The following is a 21408-nucleotide window of genomic DNA, read 5'->3' on the forward strand; positions in this document are numbered from 1 at the left end:
GATTTTTACTCCTTTTTCCTTTTATATTCGCTCTTTTCAAATTGTATATTCTTGCACATTTTATGAATAGTCTGTACCTATCTTAACACACTTGTTGCATATCTGAAAGTCAAAACCATTTCTTCATAGTATTTTTATTCATTTAGATTTTTATTTTCCTTCTGCTCCAGTCCTGCAAAAAACAGCTCATAAAAATCATCTTCTCCTTCCAGTTTCGGTGAATTTTCCCCACCTCCATTGGTGCTCCGCTTCATCTCAGCATGAAATTCTTCTCCGGTACAGATCAGTCAATCTTAAGTTCCACTCTGCTTCCGCCTGCTTTTTCCTTTGTCACCACAATCTGTTTCTCAATCCTTGCTTTTAATTCCTGTACATGGGAAATGATTCCCACCAGACGGTTGCCTTCCGTAAGACCATTCAGTGCTTTCATCGCCTGTTCCAGTGACTCTTCATCCAGTGAACCAAATCCTTCATCGACAAACATAGTATCCAGCTGGATTCCGCCTGCCGATGCCTGGATCTCATCAGAAAGTCCGAGTGCCAGCGAAAGAGAAGCTTTAAAGGATTCCCCGCCGGAAAGCGTCTTCACACTTCGCTCAGAACCATTGTAGTGATCGATTACGTTCAGTTCCAGACCACTCTGACTCTTCCGGTCATCCGTATCAGTCTGGCGTTTCAGCTCATATTGTCCTCCACTCATCACCATAAACCGCGTATTTGCACGGGCAATGATCCGGTCAAAATAATTGGTCTGGATGTAGGTCTCAAACTTGATCTTTTCTTTGGATCCGCCTTTGATCTTTCCATTTACCGTATCGGAAATTTCACGCACCTGTGTCCAGTTCCGCTCAAGCTCAAGAAGTTTCGCACTCTGCTTGTCAATCGCATTCCTGATTTTCAGATTGTTCTCATAACGGATCCTGATCTCTTCCATCTGTTTTTGAAGCTCTTTTTTCGCACCTGATACTTCCTGTCGTGCCTGCCCAAGCTCTTCCATATCGGTTTCTTTATTACCTGCAATCTGCTTCTCCAGCGTTTTCTTCTTCGTCTTTGCCGCTTCTACCGACTGACTGCAGTCCTGGAATGCCTTCTGGGCAACATTCAGATCCTTATCGATCTCTTTTTTCTGCTTATCCAGCTCTTTGATCTTCTGTTCTGCTTCTGCTTTCTCCGGAAATTCCAGTTTGCCACGCACCTTCACAGCCTGCTCTTCTGCATTTGCTTTATCTCTCTCAGACACAAGGAGCTGATCCCTTCGCTCCTGTTCTTCCTCCTGAAGCTTTTTCTGCATCTGCTCCAGTTCCGGGATCTCAGCTTCCAGCTTCTGCTTTTCTGCCACTGCTTCTTTAGCTACTTCCAGCTTTTTCTCTAATTCCTTTTCTGACTTTTCGAGGGCATCCATCTGTTGACCGATCAACGCCAGCGATTTTTCAATCTCTTCTTCCTGTATGCTGCTGTCAAAGCTTTTCACACTCTTTTGGATTTCTTCTTCCAGCGCTTTTAACTGGACCAGCTTTTCATTTGCCTTAAAGCTTGCATCATTCGTCTTTTTCTCCACATCAGCAGTCTCTTTCCGGTATTTTTCAAGCTCTTCTTTTTCCGGTGCACCCTCCGTCATCTGTGCCGGACATGGATGGTGGACCGATCCGCACACCGGACACGGCTCTCCCGTTTTCAGAACCTTTGCAAGAATCCCCGCCTGCTCATCCAGAAATGCCCTCTCCATCCAGGCAAGCTGTGTCTTTCGCTCTGTACATTCCTCCTGCATGACAAGGTATGCTTTCTGCGCCTCTTCCACACTTTTCTTCTGTCTTTGGTATCTTTTATATTGAATAAGAATGTCTTCTGCCGTTTCTTTTCTTACTGAAACCTCTTTTTGTTCTGCTGTAACTTTCAGAACTTTAATTTCCGCATCCTTCAGCTCTTCCAGTAAATTCCTTTTCTGTTCCAGCTGCGTCTGCATCTGCGCTTTCTTTTCCTGATACCGGCTTTCCCGGCCCTTTAATATCTCAATCTGTTTTTCAAGCTCTTTAATCTGCTTCTGAAGTTTTTTCAATTCGTCATACTCTGCAAGCTTTTCCTGCCTCTTTCCGATCTCTTCTGTTAGCTGTTCTCTTTCCGGCACTTTTCCCTGTTCTTTCTTCAGTGCCATTTCCAGTTCTTCCAGCGTTGGTGTCTTCTCTGCTATCGTCTGCTCCGCTTTTTCCAGTTCCTTTTTTGCACGGATCACTGCCTCTGCCTTTCCGATTCTCTGGTTCAGCTCTTCCAGATTTTTCTCGATCTTCGTTAAATTCTTCTTCTTTTCTTTCACCGAATCTGCATCCTGATTTGTCAGAGTTTCCAAAAGTTCCAGAACCTTGTCCGCATGAACCACCGCTTTGCTCTCACGGATCTTTTTCACATCCGCCGCAAGCACGTCATCCTCATCACAGCTGATATCCTTCATGTACTGCAAAATGCTTTTGCTGACATCCTCATACTGTTCCTGCAGTCTGCCGCTTGTATTTTTCATTTTCTCCTGAAATGCAAGATACGGTCTGGTATGAAAAATTTCCCGGAAAATTTTGCTCCGCTCCTCAGTTTTTGAAAACAGAAGCTTCATAAAATCTCCCTGCGCCAGCATTGCAATCTGAGTAAATTGTCCGCGGTCGAGCCCGATCAGTTCTGTCACTGCTTTCGTGACCTCTTTTGCCTTTGTGACCGGAAGCCTGTCATCCGGAAATTCCAGTACCGCATCCGCTCTTTGCAGCGTCATGCCCTCGCCCCTGTCCTTTGGACGCATGTACTCCGGATTTCTCCGGATATGGTAGTTCTGCCCCTGATAGAAGAACTCCAATTCCACAAAAGTCGGCGTCTTCGGATCCGCATATTTACTCCGAAGCATCCCCGGCTCTCTTTCATTTCCACTCGCTTCCCCGTAAAGTGCAAATGCGATTGCATCAAAAATTGTGGTCTTTCCGGCACCGGTATCGCCGGTTATCAGATAAAGCCCCCGCTCACCAAGTTCATCCAGAATGATCTCTGTCTCTTTTGCATACGGTCCGAATGCAGAAATCGTAAGTTTTATCGGTCTCATCTCTCATCCTCCCATATTTCTTCCATCATTCCTCTGGCAATCTCTTCCTGTTCATCCGTCATGGGCTGGTTGTTCTGAAGCTCATAGAACTCTCTTAAAAGCTCCATCGGGGATTTCTCCTCTACTTCCGCCGTTCCTCTCACTGTCCCTGCCGCTCTCGTCCGCAGATTGTCATAAGACAGCTTCATGATATTCGGATAAATGCATCGTAGCTTCCCGATCGCATCCGGGATATCCTCTTCATCAGTCAGCGTAATGTGAAAATAATCGTCCGTGTTCATATCCTTGTAAAAATCCAGCGCAGTCACTTCCATATACGTGCCTCTGACTTCCCGCATATCATGTTTCGGCAAAAATGGAATCTGCTGAATATTTATTTTGCCTTTTTCTTCTACATCAACGATGACTGCTGCTTTTTTGTGATTGGTTTCAGAAAAAGAATATTTGAGCGGCGTCCCCGAATACCGCACTGTCTCTTTCCCGATCTTCTGCGGGCCATGGAGATGTCCAAGCGCCACATAATCAAATCCGTCAAAGACAGATGCGTCCACATCATCCACACCGCCTACAGACAGTTCTTCTGAATCACATCTTGCCGCACCGGTCACGAACTGATGCGCAAGCAGGATATTTCGTTTGTCTGTGTCGATCTCCATATGCTGCACTGCCGCATTTACAGCATCCTGATAGGTGATGATTTCTTCCTCCGGATACACTCTTTTTACCAAAGACGGCTTCACAAATGGAAGCATGTAAATATTGATCTCACCGTACCGGTCACTTATCGTTACCGGTTCTACATCCGACTCAAATACCGGTGAAAGATAGATCTGTCTGCTGCTCATCAATCTTGAACCGAAAGCAATTCTTTCTGCAGAATCATGGTTTCCACTGATCAGAAACACCGGAAGCTCCCTCGCGGCGATCCTTGTCAGGAAATCATCCAGAAGCCTCACCGCCTCTGCGGACGGAATCACCTTGTCGTAAATGTCGCCCGCGATCAGAACCGCTTCCACCTTCTGCTCATCGATAATGTTCAGTATCTCTTTTAAAATATATGCCTGATCCTCCAGCATGGAAAATTCATTCACACGCTTGCCGAGGTGCAGGTCTGATAAATGAAGAAATCGCATGGTTTTCTTCCTCCATAAATGCCTGATTAAAGAATAATCTCTTCTATTTTACAGGTATGTTCTTTCGTTGCTTTTTTGTAATTAATTCCTACAAGGTAATATCCAGATAAATCACATCGTAATGATTGAGATATTTTTCAAAAGTTGCATCCTCCGGTATCATCCAACGCTGTCCTTTTTTTTACTGCACCATATATTTGTCTGCTTTTGCACAGCGCATTTACCTGACGTTTTGAAAGATTCCATTTATCTGCTGCCTGTAGAGATGTTATATATTCCATTGAATCCATCCTTTCTGACTTAATTTCTGTTATTCCAATTATAACCGGGAAGTGGGAAGTAAGCAACGCTCGCTTCCCACTTCTCTATATGTTGGATTTATTTTGAAAATATTAAACCGGAAACAGATATTTATGATTCAATTTTTCATTCTGACAAAAAGTTTTAAAAAGGGAGATGTAAAAAAACTCAATCGAGTTTTTTTACATCCCCTTAAATTTATATTTTCCTTTTCCGTGACCGGATACCGGCTCAATAATCTCTGCCTGCGTCAAATTGGCAAGAAGTTTTGAAGCACCTGAACTTTTCAGTTCAAGAAGTTCCATAACTGCACTTCTTCCAAATACCTCATCAAAACCAAACTTTTCAAAGAGTCTATGATTATGAACTGTCGTTTTTACTGAGAAATCACTACTTTTTTCGGAAAGTACACTTTCAATATCCACTTTTTCGTCTTGAATGTCCACTTTTGCATCCCCAAAATCTTTCTCCTGTGAAAAATCGTATTCAAGTGTAGCTCTCAGTTCTGATGCACTACCATACATAACGGTTGCTCCATCAAGCACCCATTCTTTGTGATGTTGTAATCTCGAATCTTTCCGGCGTGTTTATAAATTCCCTGAAAGAGTTTGCGATGGATAGCAATATACTCGTTCGGGGAAAATGAAAACGCTGTTTCAGAAAGAATTTCAGCAATACGGGAATTTTGCCTTCAATATTCTGAATGGCCGTATCAATCAGATATTTAGATGGTTTGAGTCCGTCCACCGCCTGAAGACCGATTGCCGTACTCCAAGCATACCCCTTATGAGCTTTATCTGGTTCAGACTCCCTCAAATATTCCTTAAACGGGTCTTTTTCCATATCCACTACCCCGCTTCATAGTCTTATAATTCACTCTTTTGCTTTCTATTTTTATTTTTTTATAAGAGATCCTTTATTTTTTATCCGGTTCTTCTTCTCTGAGTTCTTTCATCTTTCTGAAATACGAACTCATCTCATCTGCCATTCCCGAAAGCCTGTTCAGCAGTCCGGAAAACTCCGTCAGCATCTCATCATCCTTGTAATACGGATACACAATATCATGGTCAATCTCGCTCCATCCTTCTTCAAAAAGCGTTCTGCCCTGAATTTCCAGATAGTATCCGTGATACTTGATAATATAATGCAGTGAACGGTAATACCCGCCTGTCCGCACTTCAATCTGCGTACTGTCATAAATCCTTGTATCCCCGGAACGCTTGTATACTTTTGGACGTTCTGCGATATAGCAGTGCTCCGGATCCTCATCAAAATCCCGCAGCCTGTCCTCTATATAATTGTTCGGATCATTTTCAAACATCGAAGTGATGAACTTATGAAAATGGATCCAGTCCTCCCGGTAAAGGAAGAAAACCCTGATACCAATCAAATCTGTGATGTATTTGTGGTAATTCGATTTGTTGATATGTTCAAATTTTGCATAATTTTCTTTCCGCTTCCGAATGATCTTTTCCAGAAGGTGCATTGGATTCTTGGTTCTGTAACGGTATGAATGGATCCCTGCCCGCTCAATATCATAAATATATTCATCTACAAATTCTTTTCCCAGATGACGGAACAATTTCGTTTTTGACATATAATCTTCATAGATCTCTGTCAGCTCCTCCCAGGAAATCCGGGCAGCCGTAAGGTCATCCTCTGTCAGATTACAGGTTTTCAGAAATTCCTCTTTATTGATCATTTGCTCTCTCACCCAATTCTTTCCGGCCCATGCGGACCTCTTCCATATGACCGGCAAGCTCTCTGTCCATATGATCGAACAGATAATTTTTCGCACTCTCTTTGTGAAGCTCCCATTCTTCCTGAATCTGCCGGTTCACGATCTTCACCTCTTCCAGGAACTCCCGGGAAGATATGATCGTACCTCCCTGTCCCTGTGTGATCACCTGTTCCACACCATCTGATGTAACTACCGTCACATGATACTTTCTTCCGACTTCATGTACTACCTTTTCAATGTACATATCCGCCGTCTCAGCTTCTTTTGTATACACAACATGAATGTTATGGTATTTGAAGATTTCCATTGCTTCGCCTTCAACCTTGTAGGCATCAAATACCAGGATCAGAGGATAGTTCTTGAACCCCTGATAATTGCAAAGCACATCCATCAGTTTATTTCTTGCTGCTTCAATATTCTCTTTTGCCAGTTCTTTCAGATCCTCCCATGCGAAAATAACATTATAACCATCTACCAGCAAATATTCCTGTACGCCTTCTTCATCTTTCTTTGCTTTTGGCGTTTTCCCTGCAGTCACAGTCTTTGGAAGACGATCGGCTTTTCTCTCTACCCGTCCGTAAGTCCGGATAAAAATCTCTTCCAGTTCCCTGTCTTCTCTGGCATTACGTGCATAATGCCTGCCGCCTCTGGCTGCTGCTTCTGCTGATCCGCTTTTCTCCTTGCGTAAATTTACCGGTACAGTCTCATCCAGACTTTTTTCTGTCTCTCCTGCCAGCCTTTTCCGCTCTTCCAGGATTTTCGGAAGCTGTGCCTCAATATGCATATGTTCCGGCACTTCCTGCCACGGTACATTATATCCTGCTCCATGAGCACAGAATACAGAGCCCGTCGGATTCTCCACATCCCGTTCCGGATCGTAACCAATCGCCTCTACAACCTCGTCCTGGTTATGGCATGGAAAATATCCCTTCAGCGTACAGAACAGTTTCCCTCTTCCTCTGCTGTATGTGGTTACTTCTCTCTGATAATCCTGCATTTCAGACACCGGTGCACTTCCGGTGACCACAGCCATATCATCTTCCGTCTCCGGTCCGTCAAATTCTCCATTCATCCGCTGAATATCCGTAAGTGCACGGCCTGTCATCTCTGACGGAATTTCCAGACGAAATGCATAATACGGTTCAAGCAGTACATTCTCTGCCTGCATCAGTCCCTGGCGGATCGCACGGTACACAGCCTGGCGGAAATCTCCGCCCTCTGTATGCTTCAGATGTGCACGTCCACTGGCAAGTGTGATCTTCACATCAGTAAGCACCGATCCCGTCAGAACGCCCCGATGCTCTCTTTCCAGCACATGCGTCAGGATCAGTCGCTGCCAGTTCTTGTCCAGCACATCCTCACTGCAGATCGTATCGATCGAGATTCCACTTCCCGGCTCTCCCGGTTCCAGTATCAGATGCACTTCCGCATAATGACGCAGTGGCTCAAAATGCCCTACTCCTTCAACTGTATTTTTAATCGTTTCTTTGTAAACAATATTCCCGCTTCCAAAGGAAATATCCACGTCAAACCGTTCTTTTACAAGGCTTTGCAGAATCTCCGTCTGCACTTCGCCCATCAGCTGGACCTGGATCTCTCCTGCCTCTTCATTCCAGACTACACGGAGCATCGGATCTTCTTCCTCCAGTTGCCTGAAATTCTGCAGCATCCGGTGTACATCACAGCCTTCCGGCAGCTCCACCCGATAATTCAGAACCGGCTCCAGTATCGGTGCCGAAGAACCTTGCTGCATCCCAATCCCCTGTCCCGGATAAGTCCGGGTAAGTCCTGTCACAGCACAGATACAGCCTTTTTCTGCTTCCTGCACCATCTCGTACTTGTCCCCGGAATAAATCCGGATCTGATTAACTTTCTCCTGCATAGGCTCTTCCTCTGCCATATATTCCAGGATCTCTTTAACCTTCAGTACTCCGTTTGTGATCTTCACATGTGTCAGACGGCTGCCCTGTGAATCTCTGGATATCTTATATACCTTCGCTCCAAATGCTTCTTCAGCATGCGTCCCGCTTACCGGTCCGTCCATGTATTTTTCCAATCCGTCCAGTAATTCCTGCACACCTTCCAGCTTCAGTGCCGAACCGAAATAGCATGGAAATACCTTTCGTTCCCGGATCAGCGTCTGAATCTGGCTCGCCGTGATCTCTCCATTTTCCAGATAGCTTTCCATTACCGTCTCGTCGCACATAGACAGCTCTTCCAGAAATTCTTCACCCGCTTCTGTAAAATCCACACACTCTCCGCTGAGCTTCCGCTTTAATTCAGTAAGTCTGTCCTGTCTGTCCGTCCCGTCCTGATCCATCTTATTTATGAAAATAAAGGTCGGAACCTGATACCTTGCAAGAAGATTCCACAAGGTTCGTGTATGTCCCTGCACACCGTCCGCTCCGCTGACAACCAGGATTGCATAATCAAGAACCTGCAGGGTACGCTCCATTTCTGCTGAAAAGTCCACATGCCCCGGTGTATCAAGAAGAGTCACCTGCTTGTCTCCAAGCACAAAATTCGCCTGCTTGGAAAAAATGGTAATCCCCCGGCTTCTCTCCAGCGTATACGTGTCCAGAAATGCATCTCCATGGTCAACTCTTCCAAGCTTTCTGATCTGACCGGTAAGATAAAGGATTCCTTCCGAAAGCGTCGTCTTTCCGGCATCCACATGCGCCAGGATCCCGACAGACATATATTGTTTTGGCTTATTTTCAGATGTTGCTGCCATCGAAAAAATGCCCCTTTCTGCTCATAATAATCTCTTGATTATCATATCACAGAAAGGGGCATAAGTCGACACGCGAATCTTTTTATCTGTCCTGCTTTTCATTTGACATTTTCTGCGGTAAGATACAATCAGAACAAATTTCTAAAAAAGGAGAGTGCCATTTACTCATGAAAAATACTGACTTAACCAATACTTACCGCGAACTTGACAGAGAACTTGCCATTTTGCATGACCAACTCGAAAGCCACCGTTCTTTTGAAAATATCCTTTTTCTCCCGACTCCCGAAAAGATCAGATCGGTCCGCGAAAAATGGAACGATTTAAAAACACAGGTTGAAAACCTGGATACACCTGACAATGTCTATCGTCTGGTGAAGCATCATCTGAATGACTTCCTGGATTCTCTTAAATTTACTATCGAAGAAAAAGAACACAATCCGGAAGCACCTCTCCTGGATTTTGTCTATTATCTTCAGGAAATCGCTCGCTGTGACAGGCGTTCTAATGAAGTACGTCTCGATGTCCTGACCAGAAAATTACAGGCATTTCATGAAAATCAGGATTTGATCCTTAATCTGATCCACACACAATACGGAGAAAATGAAGCTTCCCTTTCTTCTGCCTTTGCCCGCGCAAGGCTGGATATGCAGCGCGACCAGAAACTGTTAAATGAATATTTCCCGGATTTCACAGAAGAACAGATTGCATCTTTATCACAGTCCTTCCGGATTTTTATCGATCAGCTTCAGGAAATGGCAGATTTACTCGGTTCTGACTGCCAGTCTGACTCTGAAGAATTGTTAAAGGATGATCTCTCAAAGACCATCAAGATGGATCCGGAAGCTTACCGCAGCCTTCTGAAAAACCGTCTTGGTGTATCTCTCGACGAACTGCTTGCATGGCATAAAGAAGAAATTGAAAAGACCCGTGCTGAAGTATTCGAAATCGCCTCCAAATTAGAGCTTCCGGAAGGAACTCCGAAGACAATGAAAGAAGTCAGCGATGTGCTTTTCCGCTATGCCGGTCCTTGTGACAGTGCCGAGGAAATGTATACACGTGCCAGAAATTATCTAAAACGTACCCGTGCTGTCGCTCATGAATATGTACGTCTTCCGGAAGATGAAACCTGTCTGTGCGTTCCTCTTCCGCCTTGCTATAAGGATTCTTACCCTTGGGGCGGTTATGAGGGTGGTGATTTCCGTGTCAAACCGCTCCGCGGCCAGATGTTCCTGAATCAGTATAATTATCAGAACATTACCGATGGCTGGATCAAGATGAATACCATGCACGAAACTTATCCGGGACACCATGTCCAGTTTATCCGCGCAGCGATCGATCCAACACCGGAAACTGTAAAAATAGGAGCAAAAAGTGTACCTCTGGAAGAGGGAACCTGTATTCGGACTGAACGCGCATTTACCTTTATCTTTGCGGAAGACCCGTTCTTCCCTCTGTTCGTTGCATTCCGCCGTCATCATGCCTCTGTCCGTATCCTGGTTGATCTGCAGCTGTATTATTTTGGAGTGACACTGGAGGATGCTGTAAAAATCTACGAAGAAGAGCTTGGCTTTGACCGCGTAACTGCCCGCGCCCAGATACAGGCACACCAGAATGCGCCGGGATATTTCACCTGCTATTATTATGGAATGAAGAAAATCTGCGACTGGGAAAAAGAGTATGGATATACGAAATGGGATTATACGGAACTGCTGTTCTCAGCCGGGCGGATCAGTATGGAAAGCCTGGAGATGCTGGTTAAGATGACCAAAGAAGAGCAGGGACGTTTCTTTACGGAGTTCCGGAGCTTGCTGATGGATGAATAGGGTTTAGGTTGTTGAAGGGATACGAAAAAACGGATAAATAAATGGATCGGGTCTGCTTCCCACGCACTGGGCATTCCGATGAGCCTCTGAAAGCGTATATTGTGTCAGCAATGGCTTCCACAATATACTGAGTCTCATCTCCATAGTGCTCAAGGGAATCTGACCCGATCCATTTATTTATCCGTTTTTTCTGGTACTCCTGCAACTTGAAAATTTTCCCTTGTGGAGCATCAGCTCGCTGCGCATGGCTGATGGTGATTTGTTTGTCTAGGGTTTTAACCATATTCATAAATTTGAGTATAATGATTTGTTTTAGTTTTTAAAAATTTGTATCTTTAAAATATTTCCAACAACACATTATTATAAAGATATAAGTCTACCAAGTTCTTCACGTTTCTTTTCAGTTATGCCATAGATATTTATGTGGTTCAGGTCACCGCTGCGGTCTGTAAAGGCGGGGAAGAGGAAGCCGGATGTTGGGGATCCGGGTTCGTATTCGCCGACAAGGGGACAGATGGCGCAGATGAGGTAAGGGAACATCTCTTCGGATTCTCCGAGGCGTTCTTTGTCGGTGGCTTTGGATGGGATATCGTAGTTATCATGGAAAACATAGATCGCATAAGGGGTGGTGATCCGGATGTTTTCCATGATGATATCATAAAGAGTATCCATCAGGGCATCGTTTTTGAGTTCACAGTCTCTGAGCGCCATTAAAAGTTGCCACATACTTCCGGCTTTCTGATTTTCCGGCTGGATCTCGTATTTCTTCAGTTTTGTGTTTGTCTCTGCAAATGGAATCGTTTTGGCGATTGCGAGATTTTTTGTTTTTTCTGACGGAGAGAGTTTAAGGAAGTTGATGTTAAAGCTTCCTTCAAAATCTCCGTCTGCATCTACATAACAGCCTGCTATTCTTGTGAATGATGTTCTTGCAGGCGTCATCCGCCGCGTCAATTCCAGCATATCTTCTCGGTTGATCATTTGTATTTGTTCCTCTCTTTGAATATCAATTGAGTCTCACTCCGTTGACCTGTTTCTATTTTCTAAGTTCTCATATCATCCATTGCTAAAATTCTTCTATTTCAGCAACACGGTCCCCCTGCTTTTCTTTCCAAATCATCAGGTACACTTTGAAATCTACCGAATCTCTCGCCGCAGCAAATGGCTCCTCACGTACAAGTGTAACTTTCTGTCCATTTGACTCCAGCTCTGCTTTTCTTTTTTCGGCTTTTTTCAAAATGTTCTGATATTTCTGATTAAATTTCTCTCCAAAATCCCTCCGTGGATAATTTTCCGCTTCTTTGGCAAGTTTTTTATTTAGCAAGTCTACAACCGCCACATGTTTCTCCCGATGTAATAGTCGGGCAATCCATCTGCTCATTCTTTTTCCATGATATCTCCGGTATCTTTGCAGCCACCACAACAGACTTTTATCCCCTGCTTCTTTAACAAGCTCTTCCATTACATCCATTGCCTCTTCGGTCGGATTCCACGGATCTTCCATCGGGACAATATATTTTGCCGGAACTGCCGGATAACAGGTATAGTTCAGCGGAGGAAAATGTACCAGTTTTGCAAGTTTCCGTTCTGTATCACTTGTTGCCTTTTCTCCAAGATATTCACATTTATCACTCAGAATCGCCAGACGATATTCCAGAATCCGCAGATACTCATACCCTTTCACCCAGAAATGTCCTATATCTCCGTAATTATAGAGATTCATCTCCAGCGAAAGATCCTGGAAGAAAATGGTCACAACCGTTTCGCCCTGATATACGACAAGTACATATTCTCCATCCTCCTGGCTTAAAGTTGCGTCCAGCTCTCCTTCATAATCTTTCTGATAATGTCCGGTCATTCTTGCACCAGAGAATACCAGAAAGCTTTCCACTGCATCATTCATCAGATACACCAGACGCATTTCATCCTGGTTTTCCACATCTTTGTCTGGAAACAGAAGTTCAAACTGATCCTGACCGAGTAACTGGGCAAGCTTCTGGAAGGCCTCCGGAATTTCTTCATATGCACTTTCTGTATCCATGAACGCTTCCTCTGCTGACATATTTTCCTGTATTTCCAGTTCACTCATCTATTCCTTTTCTCCTTCATTTGCCTCTTCCATATCCACACAGGCAAGTCCTCTGTCCTCCACATAACTGACACGGATCACTGCCTGCGACCAGTTGAGGCTGATCCTGGCGGCCTTCTGCTTCTCTTCTCCGGCTTTCCGGAGCAGATCCAAAAGTTTCTCCAAAACTTCTCTTGTCAGATATCCACCTCTCCACTGAAAGGTCAATGTCCTGCCCTTCTTAGCCGCCTGCAGCGACCGTTTATAGACATCTTCTTCTTTTGTAAAGGAAAGTTTCTTCTCCCGATAATAAAAATGATCCCCATTCGTACAGACCGGTGCCGGTGCGATCAGCGGTTCATGATCCCGGAAAATCTTCTTGTCGTCCAGATTGAAATAATCATAGCGGATCTCCTGTCCTGCCGCACTGTGCTTACCAAGCGTATTGTCAAAAGTTGCATCCAGATGATAATATGTACCACCAATTTTTACGATATTCCAAGTATGACGGTACTTGATCCCTTTTTCCGGATTGTTACCACAGACTGCGATCATGCACCAGATTCCAAGCGCATCACAGAGTATTTTCACAGATTTTGCAATCCCTTCACATACGCCAACTCCATGTCCAAGTGGACCGATGATCTCATGGGAATACGCCTTTTTCAGCTTATCATAAGTCACATTATCACAGATAAAATCATGAATATATTTCTCCTTTTCCCATTCAGACAAATCTTTTGCCGCCCGCGCAAGTTTTTCTACTCTGGAGGACATTGCCCTCTGATGCTCCCGGATTTTATTTTTGTCAAACAGATACTCCGGTACAAAGATCAGATTCGGAGAGTCCTGATAGTATTTATACTTATATCCTGTCATCCAGAAAATCTCCGGATGATCCAGCCGAAGCCTGAAAAAGACATCATAAAGCTCCGCAATTTCTATGCGCGGTATCTGAAATTCATCCGCAAGTGCATTCGCTCCCTGCATGATTACATGGTATGCTGCCTGCTGCTGTTTCGTCATTTTGGTATAATAGAATGGTTCCATGAAAGTCCTCCTGCGCAATGTTTTGATTCTCCTATTATACATTTTTTCACGAAAACACGAAATGTTTTTCCTTGCTTTTTAACGAAAAACAGAAATGTTTTACGCTAGTTTTTAACGAAAATAGAAAATGTTTATACCCATTTCTTAACGAAAAACAGAAATGTTTATACTTAGATTTTCACGAAATCACAAAATGTTTCTCCAGAATACAATATAAAAAAGTCCCATATGGCAACCCTTTCCGTCACCATACAGGACTTCTCCTTCTTTTCCTTTTATTCAACATTCTTCGTCGCAACAATATCCACGCCCGTGTCCGCCACATTTTCAAGAATCACATCCCCAATATGAACCGGAGCCGGAACTTCAATTCCTTTGAGCGCCTTCACACATTCAAAGATCTTGCCCTTCGGGATATCTTCTTTCGTCTTCACCGATACCATATCGATGCTTCCGCCGGACACCCGCACGGTCGAAGTTACGATTCTCGTCGGATTCGTCACTTCTTTTCTTGCGTATACATCACCGCGCTTGCAGGTATTTCCGGTTACACCCACTACTTCTTTCCCATTCATTACAACTGTAAGAGGGCAGCCCATCGGACAGCCGATACATGTCAATTTTCTCTCTTCCATCGTCTACGCCTCCTCAATCTTTACTGTGATGGTCTGCAGATCCGGATATTTCAGTAGCTGCTCTTTTGTCAGCTTAATCTCTTCCATCTCACCTGGTGCAACAACCGGACGTTTTCTGTGGATCACTCTCTCATCATCAAAATATGCACTGATATAACAGTTCTTGTAGACACCGCCCACACGGAAACGCACAGTCAGATTTTCATCCATCCGGTCTACGTTAATTGTTCCGGGCACAGTATAGCGGACGCCTTCAATCGGATTCATCCGAATCTCTTTTCCGTCCTGTCTGCGCTCTTCTCCCAGTTTGACGTATTCCGCAGCATTTCTTCCTGCAGTTCCGGCTTCTTCCGATACAAAGTCAACCAGGTCATGCACATGCAGGACATTTCCGCAGGCAAATACGCCTTCGATGTTTGTTTCCAGGCTCTCATTTACCTTTGGTCCTGATGTGACAGGGTTCATATCCACGCCCATGCCTCTTGAAATTTCATTTTCCGGGATCAATCCTACGGAAAGGAGGAGGGTATCACAGCTGTATTCTTCTTCAGTTCCCGGAATTGGTTTTCCGTGACTGTCCACCTGTGCCAGTGTAATGCCTTCCAGCCGCTCTTTCCCTTTGATGTCCACAACGGTATGGCTCAGCTTCAGCGGAATATCATAATCATCCAGACATTGTACAATATTTCTCTTCAGCCCTCCGGAATACGGCATCAGCTCTGCAACAACCTTAACCTTTGCGCCTTCAAATGTCATTCGTCTCGCCATGATCAGTCCGATATCGCCAGAACCAAGGATCACGACCTCCCGCCCCGGCATATAGCCTTCGATATTGACCAGTCTCTGTGCCGTACCTGCCGAGAAAATACCCGCCGGACGATAACCCGGAATATTAAGTGCGCCTCTGGAACGTTCACGGCATCCCATTGCCAGGACAACTGCCTTCGCCTGAATCTCGAAAAGACCTTCCTCCCGGTTCATTGCGGTGACAACCTTCTGTGGGCTGATATCCATAACCATTGTATTCAGCTTGTATTCAATATTCAGTTCTTTCGCCTGATCAATAAAACGTCCTGCATATTCCGGTCCGGTCAGTTCTTCCTTAAATGTATGGAGTCCGAATCCATTGTGGATGCACTGATTCAGGATTCCGCCAAGTTCTTTGTCTCTTTCCAGGATCAGGACACTGTCCACTCCGCTTTTCTTCGCCGAAATTGCAGCCGCAAGTCCTGCCGGTCCTCCTCCAATGATAACAATATCATAAGCTCTCATGATGCAATGCCTCCCTCTTATAACGAATCCTTATTAGTACCTGTGACAATTTTAGAATCTCCACCGGATTTTGTGATCTCGAACATACTCACATGGCGTTCTCTCGCCAGGATCTCCATCGTTCTCGGTGAACAGAATCCAGCCTGACATCGTCCCATTCCAGCTCTTGTTCTGCGTTTTACCCCGTCCAGAGATTTGGCGCCGAGCGGTCTGTTGATCGCATCCATGATCTCACCCTCTGTAACCATTTCACAGCGGCAGATAATATTTCCGTATTCCGGTTTCTCTTTGATCAGTTCCATTCTTTCTTCCTTGCTGAGTGTATTCGGATCCAGAACGCCATTTCTTGTTGCGATAAAATCTTCTTTTTCTTCCAGATTCATTTTCTCTTTCAGGATCTGTGCCACCATTTCTCCGATTGCCGGTGCACTGGTAAGTCCCGGTGATTCAATGCCTGCACAGTCAATAAATCCTTTTGCATCCTCCACTTCCCCGATCAGAAACTCATGTCCGTCCTCATGTGCACGAAGTCCGGCAAATGAAGTAATCACCTGACGGAGCGGAATATTTTTCACATTCATCTCTGCTCTTTCGATCACCTGATCCAGACCTTCTCTTGTTGTATTGGTTCCTTCTTTATCTTCGATATCGATCGCCGTTGGTCCAAGGATCAGATTACCGTGAACCGTCGGTGCAACCAGAATACCTTTTCCATATTTTCCCGGAAGTGCAAAAATCGTCTTGCTCACATGACTTCCCGCACTCTTATCAAGCAGGCAGTAATCCCCTCTTCTAGGGGTAATATGGATCTTCTTCTCACTTACCATATTATGAAACTTGTCTGCATAGACTCCGGCTGCATTTACCACGTACCTTGTCTGGAAAACTCCGTTATTTGTATGGATCTCCCATCCCTCATCTATTGGTTTAAGATCCGTGACTTCCGTATCAAATTTGAACTCCACACCATTTACATTTGCATTCTCAGCCATTGCAATGTTCAGATTAAACGGACATACAATTCCGGCTGTCGGTGCATAAAGTGCGGCATACGCCTGATCGGAAATATTCGGTTCCATTTCTTTCAATTCCTTACAGTTAAGAATTCTTAACTCCTTAACACCATTTGCAACACCTCGGTCATACAGTGCCTGAAGATTCGGCATATCCTCCTCATGCAGACATACAACCAGAGAGCCATTTTTCTTAAATGGGAAATCCAGATCCTTTGAAAGCTGTTCCATCATCTGATTTCCCCTGACATTCAGTTTTGCCATCAGCGATCCTTCTGCCGCATCATAACCGGCATGGACAATTGCACTGTTTGCCTTGGAAGTACCACAGCATACATCCTCTTCTTTCTCGATTACACACGCCTTCACTTTATAACGTGACAGCTCTCTTGCTGTTGCCGCACCGGATACTCCAGCCCCGATAATTATTACATCATACATTCCCAGATCACTCCTTAATAACTGTTTTTTCTTCCTGCTTATGAAAAAGAGCCTGCCAAGTAAACGCATTTCCTTTATGCGGTTATCCTGTCAGGCTCTCTCATCTCATGCCATTACCATTTTCAATTCTGAACTTTTACCACGGAATTGCCCCATACAGTAATACTGCTGCGATTGCTCCGATGATTGGTCCGATGATCGGTACAACCAGACCGTATCCGAAGTTTGAATCACCTTTTCCTTTAATCGGAAGTACTGCGTGTGCAAGTCTTGGTCCAAGATCTCTTGCCGGGTTGATCGCATAACCGGTCAGTCCGCCAAGTGACATACCTACTGATACGATAATTCCGAATACAAATAATTTGTCAACGCCTGTGGAAAGTCCTGTCACGTTTCCAATTCCCTTGATCGCAAATACAAGGATAAATGTTCCAACTGCCTCACTGAAAATATTCAGTCCTGTGTTTGCAATCGAAGGTCCTGTACAGAATACACCAAGCTTTGTTCCCGGATCTTCTGTGGCGTCAAACTGTCCTTTGAAAAGTAAATAAACGATACAGCCGCCTACGAATGCTCCTGCGATCTGGGCAATGATATATCCAGGAACCATCGACCATGCAAAACTTCCGTCCACTGCAAGCGCGATCGTAAGTGCCGGATTAAAGGAAGCTCCTGAAGCCTCTCCGAAAATAAATGCCGGAAGCAGAACTGCAAGACCCCAGGCAAATGTAATCTGAACCGCGCCGGCACCTTTCATACCGGATTTGTTAAGGTTCACATTTGCTACTACTCCATCTCCAAGAATAATAAGTATCATTGTTCCAAGAAACTCTGCTATATAAGGTAACATGATAAGTCCCCCTTTTCCCTATTCAATGTTCTGTTTTCATTTCCTTTTTACTTTCAAAATCTAATCTTCTTTTGCCCATCCGTAAGCATATTTGACAGCCTTATTCCAGCCTTTGATCCGTTTTTCTCTTTCTTCATCTGCAATCTTTGGCTCGAATGTCTTATCAATTGCCCAGTTCTTAATAACATCCTCTTTACTTGCCCAGTATCCAACTGCAAGACCTGCAAGATAAGCAGCTCCCATTGCGGTTGTCTCTACACACTGCGGACGGTTAACCGGTGCATTGATGATGTCAGACTGTGTCTGCATCAGAAAATCATTTGCACTTGCTCCACCGTCAACCTTAAGTGCTGCAAGTTCAATTCCAGAGTCAGCTTTCATTGCTTCCAGAACATCATTTACCTGATAAGCAAGGGATTCCAGAGTTGCGCGGATAATGTGATATTTATTAACGCCACGTGTAATTCCTACGATCGTTCCTCTTGCATACTGATCCCAGTGCGGTGCTCCAAGTCCGGTAAATGCAGGTACTACATAGCATCCGTTTGTATCTTTTACTTTCTTAGCCATGTATTCTGAATCCGGTGCGGAATCAATAATACGAAGTTCATCTCTCAGCCACTGGATTGCAGCTCCTGCCACGAAAATTGAACCTTCCAGTGCATAATTTACTTTCCCATCCAGTCCCCATGCGATGGTTGTTACCAGTCCGTTCTTTGAGAAGATCGGTTTCTCACCGGTATTCATCAGCATGAAACATCCGGTTCCATATGTATTCTTTGCTTCGCCTGCATTGAAGCATGTCTGTCCAAACAGTGCGGACTGCTGGTCTCCTGCTGCTCCTGCGATCGGAATCGGTCCACCGAGGTAAGAAGGATCTGCTTCTCCATATACACAGCTTGACGGTTTTGGTTCTGGAAGCATGCATTTCGGAATGTTCAGCTCTGCAAGGATCTCATCATCCCATTCAAGCGTATTGATATTGAACAGCATCGTACGGGAAGCATTTGAATAATCAGTTACATGAACTGCACCTTTTGTCAGTTTCCAGATCAGCCATGTCTCAACTGTACCGAATAATAATTCTCCCTTTTCTGCTCTCTCTCTTGCTCCCGGCACATTATCAAGAAGCCATTTTACCTTTGTTCCTGAAAAATACGCGTCGATAACAAGTCCTGTTTTTTCTCTGAATTTATCGGTAAGTCCTTTTTCCTTCAGACTGTCACAATACTCAGAAGTTCTGCGGCACTGCCATACGATTGCATGATGGATCGGCTCTCCTGTCTCTTTGTCCCAGACGATGGTTGTCTCTCTCTGGTTTGTAATACCGATTGCTGCAATGTCCTCTGCTTCTGCCCCAATCATGTTCATTGCTTCAACGGCTACACCAAGCATACTTGCCCAGATCTCATCTGCATCATGTTCAACCCAGCCCGGTTTCGGGAAATACTGTGTGAATTCCCTCTGTGCAACGCTGCACATTTCTCCTTTTTCATTGAACAGGATACATCTGTTACTTGTTGTTCCTGCGTCCAGTGCCATTACATACTTAGCCATACTCTTTTTCCTCCTTTAATAAAAATCGCTGCTTTGCATGTTTTATAGTAAAGCGGATATTCTATGCCGCTTCGCTACTTACTCATCCTCAAATACCTGTACTTTGTTTAAATATCTTCTGTTACTTTTGTTTTACATTTTCCAGACTTCATGATTCGTAGATGAAACTGCGATCGCTCCAGCTGAAAGTGCCGCCATCACAGATTCTTTGTCCGAGATCAGACCACCTGCAATGATCGGTGTCTTTGACATTTTACAGACTTTTCCGATCACCTTCGGCATCACACCCGGAAGTACTTCGATATAATCGGGCTTCACGGCGTGTTGTTGCTGCCTGATATTCTCATATGCCATTGAATCCAGAAGAAAATACCTTAGGACTGTGAACATCTTAAGTTCCTTCCCCCTTTTAATCAATGCGGCTTTTGTGGAAATTATTCCATCTGCTTCTGTATTTTTCCGAATAAAATCTACGACAATTTCCTTACTGCTAAGACCGCTTATCAGGTCTACATGAACCATCGCAACCTTCCCGGAATCTTTTATCTGTTGGACGATCTCACGGATCGAACAGACATCTCCAAATAAAATAAACACAACCCGGATATCTTCCAAAGAACAACAGATTTTTAAATCATCCATGTTCTTTACAGCTGCAATGATCGGATTTTCTTCTACTGCTTCATGAAAAAAACTGTTCATTTTTTCACCCCTCATACTATGATCGAGTAGGATGCTCCTGCCCACTCTGTATACTTTGTACAGCCTCTGCACTTGGCTCATCGTATAATCGAGCAGGCTGACTTCTGCTCGATCTGTATACTCCGTACAACATCTCACTTAGCAGCTCGATGATGTACATTCGCCAAATGTAGATCCTTGTGCAAGCACAAATCGGCACTTGGCTCATCGTATACACAAAAAAAGAGCGCCTCTTGTAACAGCCTCACGGCTGATATAACATTCGCTCTCCTGTCACGGCATCTCTCTTCAATTGCTTTTTCAACTTGACTTCACTATATCACATTGCACAATTATTTGCAAATAATTTTTTCAAAAATATACTTTTTGTACAGTTTCTACAATTTTTTTGCCAATAATCAAGCTTGTTATTTGAAAAAAGATGTTTTTCTTTATGCAACTTTTCCGTTACTTTATTAACAAATTTTAAAATCAATTTTCTTTAATCTGAACGCTCACTTTTTACCATTTCTGTTCTGACTATTAAGCTTCTTTTTTTACATCAAAATGAAGTTCTCAGGATCGGGATCACATTGATCACCGGTTCTTCGTACGGATGAACTTTCTTGATTGCTTCAATTGTCCTGTCAACTGCTTCTGTAAATACAGTGACTTCAACCTTTACTTCCGGTTCTTTACTGATCTCTCCTTCATTTCCAATATAAGGATTGCAGCCTTCAAGCGGACGCCAGTATCCGATCACTTCACTTGATGACATACAGGAATCGTAGTTCCCGATGTGTCCGGCATCTACTTCCCGGAGCGTTTTCTGGAGAACCGGAAGATGTGTTTCCGGGATGAAAATTTCTAATTTGCAGTATTTGAAATCCATGGTGTGTTCCTTTCTTCTTACTATGCATTTTTATGATGATACCAGGGTTAAAAGGTCAGAAAGCCGATGCATTTATAATATACTACAATTCTTTTTCATGCAAATTCTATAGAAATTTTCAACTCGTTAATCAATTTTTACTAAT

At 44.1% G+C, this 21408-nt stretch carries 18 protein-coding genes; 1 reads left to right on the forward strand and 17 read right to left on the reverse strand.

What is annotated here, in order from left to right; genetic code table 11:
- Positions 1-283: 283 nt before the first annotated feature.
- The 7 genes from NQ556_RS14320 to NQ556_RS14345 form a co-directional block, all read right to left on the reverse strand.
- Entirely contained in the window at positions 284-3076 is a 2793-nt protein-coding gene (locus tag NQ556_RS14320) for an SbcC/MukB-like Walker B domain-containing protein (protein ID WP_022220040.1), read from the reverse strand.
- On the reverse strand, positions 3073-4209 hold the full coding sequence (locus NQ556_RS14325; RefSeq protein ID WP_008373349.1) for an exonuclease SbcCD subunit D: 1137 nt from the start codon (positions 4207-4209) through the stop codon (positions 3073-3075). Before NQ556_RS14325 ends, NQ556_RS14320 begins: the two co-directional genes overlap by 4 nt.
- A gap of 137 nt (positions 4210-4346) precedes the next feature.
- Positions 4347-4490 carry a hypothetical protein gene (locus tag NQ556_RS14330; RefSeq protein WP_022220041.1) on the reverse strand — a complete coding sequence of 48 codons (144 nt, stop codon included), beginning with the start codon at positions 4488-4490 and terminating at the stop codon, positions 4347-4349.
- Between the two features lie 201 nt (positions 4491-4691).
- On the reverse strand, positions 4692-5033 hold the full coding sequence (locus NQ556_RS16885) for a hypothetical protein (RefSeq protein WP_022220042.1): 342 nt from the start codon (positions 5031-5033) through the stop codon (positions 4692-4694).
- Between the two features lie 13 nt (positions 5034-5046).
- Complete coding sequence (locus NQ556_RS16890; RefSeq protein ID WP_008373344.1) at positions 5047-5352, reverse strand: antitoxin VbhA family protein; 306 nt, start codon at positions 5350-5352, stop codon at positions 5047-5049.
- A 73-nt stretch (positions 5353-5425) separates the two neighbouring features.
- A complete protein-coding gene (locus NQ556_RS14340; protein ID WP_008373342.1) occupies positions 5426-6211 on the reverse strand; it encodes a hypothetical protein in 786 nt (261 codons plus the stop codon).
- A complete protein-coding gene (locus tag NQ556_RS14345) occupies positions 6201-8984 on the reverse strand; it encodes a translation factor GTPase family protein (RefSeq protein ID WP_008373340.1) in 2784 nt (927 codons plus the stop codon). The genes NQ556_RS14340 and NQ556_RS14345 overlap by 11 nt, the downstream gene beginning before the upstream one ends.
- 167 nt (positions 8985-9151) lie before the next feature.
- Between NQ556_RS14345 and NQ556_RS14350 the strand changes: the two genes are divergently transcribed.
- Positions 9152-10807: a DUF885 family protein gene (locus NQ556_RS14350; RefSeq protein WP_022220045.1), complete on the forward strand. Its 1656-nt coding sequence runs from the start codon at positions 9152-9154 to the stop codon at positions 10805-10807.
- A gap of 360 nt (positions 10808-11167) precedes the next feature.
- Here the strand turns inward: NQ556_RS14350 and NQ556_RS14355 are convergent, their stop codons facing one another.
- The 10 genes from NQ556_RS14355 to cutA form a co-directional block, all read right to left on the reverse strand.
- Positions 11168-11785, reverse strand: coding sequence for a DUF4317 family protein (locus tag NQ556_RS14355; RefSeq protein WP_008373334.1), 618 nt, complete (start codon positions 11783-11785; stop codon positions 11168-11170).
- 85 nt (positions 11786-11870) lie between these two features.
- Positions 11871-12893, reverse strand: coding sequence for a DUF3878 family protein (locus NQ556_RS14360; protein WP_008373332.1), 1023 nt, complete (start codon positions 12891-12893; stop codon positions 11871-11873).
- Complete coding sequence (locus tag NQ556_RS14365; RefSeq protein ID WP_008373330.1) at positions 12894-13922, reverse strand: transglutaminase domain-containing protein; 1029 nt, start codon at positions 13920-13922, stop codon at positions 12894-12896.
- A 275-nt stretch (positions 13923-14197) separates the two neighbouring features.
- The gene (locus NQ556_RS14370) at positions 14198-14557 is read right to left on the reverse strand and encodes a DUF1667 domain-containing protein (protein ID WP_008373328.1); all 360 of its coding nucleotides are present in this window, start codon (positions 14555-14557) and stop codon (positions 14198-14200) included.
- A 3-nt stretch (positions 14558-14560) separates the two neighbouring features.
- A complete protein-coding gene (locus NQ556_RS14375) occupies positions 14561-15829 on the reverse strand; it encodes an NAD(P)/FAD-dependent oxidoreductase (RefSeq protein WP_008373326.1) in 1269 nt (422 codons plus the stop codon).
- Between the two features lie 17 nt (positions 15830-15846).
- A complete protein-coding gene (locus NQ556_RS14380) occupies positions 15847-17283 on the reverse strand; it encodes an NAD(P)/FAD-dependent oxidoreductase (RefSeq protein ID WP_022220046.1) in 1437 nt (478 codons plus the stop codon).
- 136 nt (positions 17284-17419) lie between these two features.
- Positions 17420-18133 (reverse strand): MIP/aquaporin family protein, encoded by a 714-nt coding sequence (locus NQ556_RS14385; protein WP_022220047.1) that lies wholly within the window; start codon positions 18131-18133, stop codon positions 17420-17422.
- Positions 18134-18193: 60 nt separating this feature from the next.
- Entirely contained in the window at positions 18194-19690 is a 1497-nt protein-coding gene (glpK, locus tag NQ556_RS14390; RefSeq protein WP_008373317.1) for a glycerol kinase GlpK, read from the reverse strand.
- A 132-nt stretch (positions 19691-19822) separates the two neighbouring features.
- A complete protein-coding gene (locus tag NQ556_RS14395; RefSeq protein WP_022220048.1) occupies positions 19823-20392 on the reverse strand; it encodes a glycerol-3-phosphate responsive antiterminator in 570 nt (189 codons plus the stop codon).
- 541 nt (positions 20393-20933) lie between these two features.
- On the reverse strand, positions 20934-21263 hold the full coding sequence (gene cutA / locus NQ556_RS14400; RefSeq protein ID WP_008373314.1) for a divalent cation tolerance protein CutA: 330 nt from the start codon (positions 21261-21263) through the stop codon (positions 20934-20936).
- Positions 21264-21408 lie beyond the last annotated feature (145 nt).

It is taken from the genome of Coprococcus comes ATCC 27758, from assembly GCF_025149785.1.
GTDB lineage: Bacteria > Bacillota > Clostridia > Lachnospirales > Lachnospiraceae > Allocoprococcus > Allocoprococcus comes.